Origin of the sequence: Vulcanococcus sp. (assembly GCF_044369115.1) — a bacterium.
Lineage (GTDB): Bacteria > Cyanobacteriota > Cyanobacteriia > PCC-6307 > Cyanobiaceae > Vulcanococcus.
The window spans coordinates 1-3,926 of record NZ_JBIPMN010000206.1 but is presented as its reverse complement, the minus strand read 5'-3'; the positions used below and the strand labels follow the sequence as shown (position 1 = coordinate 3,926).

The window sequence follows — 3,926 nt, the reverse complement described above, 5'->3', positions numbered from 1 at the left end:
CCGTTGGCATTGAAGTAATGGGCGATCGCCAGATGGAGACGCAAGCGATCACGGCATCGCCACAGCAATGTACCCGCCGTAGCTCTCGTAGAGTCGCCGTTCACAGACTTCGCCCTTGTCACGCCGTTACCGCCGTTGTCGCCGAGGGCTGGTGCGGGTGCGCACCAGCCCCTTTGCCGTGCCTCTGGGGCTGTTGCTGGGTTGGGCCTTGGTGGTGATCGGTCTGGCCAGGGTGGCTGATTTCTGGATCGTCGCGCTGGCCGCCACGCCACTGCCGTTTGCGCTGCTGCTCACACTGCTGTGCTGGTGGGCCTACCGGCGCGACTTCTATGCCTGAGTTGACCGCGGCCGTGCCGCCAGTGAGCAGCTTGTTTCCGGCTGCTCTGCTGCTCCCTGGTGACGCCTTCGACACCGATCAGTTTCAGGTGCTGGGCCGTCGGGTGGCCGGACGCTCCATGGCCCGCGGCCTGTGCGCCCATCTCGACGACGGCGAGGAGCTCACCCTGTTGGTCTCGAGTGAGCCCGAGGCCAGGCGTCTCAAGGAGCTATTAGAGCCTGCGCTGCCCTCCGGCGCCCGCCTGCGCTTGGCGATCGGCTTTCACCGCGAATCATTTCAGGCGGTGGGTGCCCTGCACGTTCCCGATCCGGGCCTGGCCCGATGGGAAATGCTGCGAGCTGGCCAGCCCGCCAATCGCTTTTCGATCACCGGCGTGATCCATACACTCTGTTCGGAGAGCGTGTTCAACGCCATGGCCGATCTGGTCACGGCGCCGCTGCAGCCCTGGGATGCCCTGGTGTGCACCTCGAGGGCCGGACGCTCCGTGGTGCAGGCGGCCATGGACCATCGCCATCAGGCGCTGGAGCGGCGTTTCGGCCAGAGTCTGCCGCGTCCTGCCGGACCCCAGCTGCCGCTGATTCCGCTTGCGGTCGAGGAGCCTCTGCAGCCTCTGGGCCCTGTGGATGTGCTGGATCCCGGCCAACGGGACGCGTTGCGCCGCCAGGCCCGTAGCGCGCTTCAGCTGCCTGCATCGGCCTTTGTGCTGCTGTTTCTGGGGCGGCTCAGTTTTCACAGCAAGGCCCATCCGTTGCCGCTGTATCGCGCCGTTGCCAGGTTGATGCACCGCCACCCGGGCCATGAGGTGATCCTGCTCGAGTGTGGCCACCTGTTCAACAGTTCGGTGGCCGAGGCCTATGACCAGCTGCAACAGGATCTGCCCCAGCTGCAGATCCGCCGTCTGGGAGGCCTGCAACCGGCAACCGAGCACGAGAAGGCCCTGGCCCTGGCAGCCGCCGATCTGTTCGTCTCACCAGCCGACAACCTGCAGGAGACCTTTGGGCTTTCGGTCATCGAAGCGATGGCTGCGGCCCTGCCCACGGTGGTGAGCGACTGGGACGGCTACAAGGATCTGGTGCACGACGGCGTGACCGGCATTCGGGTCCCGATCCGTACCGCGTTTGCCCAGCGAGGCCGCCTCGACCCACTGGACCGTTCCTACCGCCTGGGCCTGATCGATTACGACAACATGATCGGCGTGCTCAGCCTCGCCGCTGTGGTCGAGGAAGATGCGCTGCTCCAATCCCTGGAGCGGCTGTTGCTTGACCCTGGCCGGCGACAGACTATGGGCATCATGGCCCGTCACCGCTGGCAGCAACACTTTTGCTGGTCTGTGGTGCAGCGTCAGTACAGAGACCTGTGGCTTGAGCTGGCGGCTCTGCGCCAGGCTGCCGGACCGTTGCCGCCTTCGCCGCCGGCCCAGGCTCCCATGGCCGATCTGTTTGCCGGTTACGGCACTGAGGCTTTCGCAGCAACCCGTTTGATCTGCACGCCAGGGTCCACCCCGGCGAGCTTTCTTGAGCGTCCGATGGTGCAGTTGTTCAGCCAGTTGCTGTGTGGTGGGGCCCACGGGGCAGTGATCAGGCAGCTCAGCGACGAGGGTCAGATCAGCGACAGCGATCTGGAGCGCCTGGGTGTGCCCGCCGTGCGTCGCCAGGCCGTGCTGGCGATGCTGGTGAAACTTGGCATCGCCCGTGTCTGTGCGGATGCCTCCTAGATGAGCGCTGCACACGAGCCGCGGCCGCGGTTGTTCTTTGTCTGCTACCCCGACACCAACCACCCCATCGGTGGCGTGAAACAGATCTACCGCCAGGTGGAGCTGTTGCACCAGGCCGGCTGGTCGGCCTGGGTGTTGCATGAGTCAGCCGGTTTTCGGGCCGACTGGTTCAACAGTCAGGCACCGGTGATCGATCTGCAGGCCTATCTGGCCTCGTCACCCGACCCTGCCAGCGATTGGTTGGTGTTGCCGGAAACCTGGGTGCGCAACATTCCCGGATATCTTCCTGGTATCCCCAAGATTGTTTTCAACCAGAACGCCTATTACACCTTTGGACTTGACAGCAACATCGATGCCGATGTGATCGATCTCTACCACCATCCCGATCTCAAGGGCGTGGTGACTGTGTCAGAAGACAACCGCCGCTTTCTGATCGAGGGTTGCGGTCTCGATCCGGCCCGGGTGCATGTGGTGCTCAATGGCATCGATGGGGCGTTGTTCTATCCACCCGAGCGCAAGATTCGCAAGATCGTTTATCTGGGCCGCAAACAGCTTCAGCATGCACGCATCGTGCGGGCGATGGCCGAGAGGCGTCCATCCCTGGCTCGCTATCCGTTTGTGGAGCTGGGACGCCTGCCCCACGAGGAGATCGCCGCCCAGCTTCGCGATGCCCTGATCTTTCTCAGCTGTGGTCACCCCGAGGGTTTTGGTCTGCCCCTGGCCGAGGCGATCGCCTGCGGGTGCCTGGTGGTGGGGTATCACGGTCTGGCGGGGCGTGATTTCTGTTCCCCCTCGCTGGTCGACGTGCCCTTCGGCGACCTGCTGGCGTTTGTGAACAGCCTCGAGGCTGCCGTCGGCAGGTTTGAAGCTGACCCTGAGGCCATGACCCAGCACCTGGTGCAGCAGGCGGTGGCGCTGCGGCAGCGATACTCCCTCACCGAGGAGCAGAAGCGCTGTCTCACGGTCTGGCCCGCGTTGATCAGCGGGTCAGCTGCAGCTTCCGACTGAGTGCTGTCAGCGGCTCGTCCCAGCTGTGAAAACGGGTTTGCTGGTGCACCGTGGTGAGCTCGCGATACAGCCCGTCAGCAAGCAGGTCGTACCAGCGTTCGTCGGGCCAGAGCGGCAGCAGCAGATTCACCTGACGGCGGCACAGCACGGCCAGGTGGCCCAGGGAGGTGTCGACGGTGGCGATCGCCTCGGACCGTCGCATGAGCCTGAGCGTGTCCTGCAGGCTGTTCAATTGCCGGCGAGCCAGGGTGACCCACCCGCCATGGCAGGTTTGCAGCACCCTGGCCTCGTCGGGGGTGTAATCACTGATGTCGATCAGCTGCAGCCCCCGACGTTGCGCCGCGCCGCGCCACTGATCCAGCAGCGCAACGATTCGCGCAAACGGCAGCGAGCGACTGAAGGAGCTCAGCGGATTCATGGTATCCGGCTTGGTGCGCCAGCACACCAGCAGGGTGTCGCGACCGGAGCCATCGACCCGGGACTCATCGAGCAGAGGCCTACGGATGGTTTCGCGGATACCGCACCGGCCCAGCCAGTAGCGAAACCAGGGGGCCGTGATGCGCCACTGGGCGTGGTCCTGGTTGGCCTGGCTGAGCAGATGCAGCCCCTCGACCTGTTCCAGCAGGCGGGCGACGATTCCAGCGTTTTCACCCAGGGCCCGCACCGAGAGCGGTGGCATCTGGTTGAGCTGGGTCTGAATGTTCAGCAGCAGCGCAGCATTCTCCAGCTGATCACCGATGCCGCCCACCAGGTCAACCACCACAGGAAGGCCGTCCTGCAGCTTTGAATTGATCGTGGCACAGAGGGAATCTTCCCGTTCGGCCTCAAGTAGAGCTCGCCAGGGATTGGGCAGCCGGCGAAAGCGGC

The 3,926-nt window shown here is 64.5% G+C and carries 4 protein-coding genes; 3 read left to right on the top strand and 1 reads right to left on the bottom strand.

All coding sequences use genetic code 11. The features are described 5' to 3' along the window. The first annotated feature begins 115 nt into the window (after positions 1 to 115). From ACIQ2E_RS13115 to ACIQ2E_RS13105, 3 genes are read left to right on the top strand one after another with little or no spacing between them, the layout of a single operon-like run. On the top strand, positions 116 to 337 hold the full coding sequence (locus tag ACIQ2E_RS13115) for a hypothetical protein (protein WP_398331364.1): 222 nt from the start codon (positions 116 to 118) through the stop codon (positions 335 to 337). After that, a complete protein-coding gene (locus ACIQ2E_RS13110) occupies positions 330 to 2,051 on the top strand; it encodes a glycosyltransferase family 4 protein (RefSeq protein WP_398331361.1) in 1,722 nt (573 codons plus the stop codon). Before ACIQ2E_RS13115 ends, ACIQ2E_RS13110 begins: the two co-directional genes overlap by 8 nt. Next, a complete protein-coding gene (locus ACIQ2E_RS13105; RefSeq protein ID WP_398331358.1) occupies positions 2,052 to 3,059 on the top strand; it encodes a glycosyltransferase in 1,008 nt (335 codons plus the stop codon). Here the strand turns inward: ACIQ2E_RS13105 and ACIQ2E_RS13100 are convergent. Next, on the bottom strand, positions 3,031 to 3,926 hold an 896-nt coding region (locus ACIQ2E_RS13100; RefSeq protein WP_398331355.1), incomplete at its 5' end, for a hypothetical protein. The two genes, ACIQ2E_RS13105 and ACIQ2E_RS13100, sit on opposite strands and share 29 nt — an antisense overlap.

Coding starts and splice junctions, on each gene's coding strand:
- ACIQ2E_RS13110 (WP_398331361.1), top strand. CDS start 330: ATGCCTGAGTTGACCGCGGCCGTGCCGCCAGTGAGCAGCTTGTTTCCG.
- ACIQ2E_RS13105 (WP_398331358.1), top strand. CDS start 2,052: ATGAGCGCTGCACACGAGCCGCGGCCGCGGTTGTTCTTTGTCTGCTAC.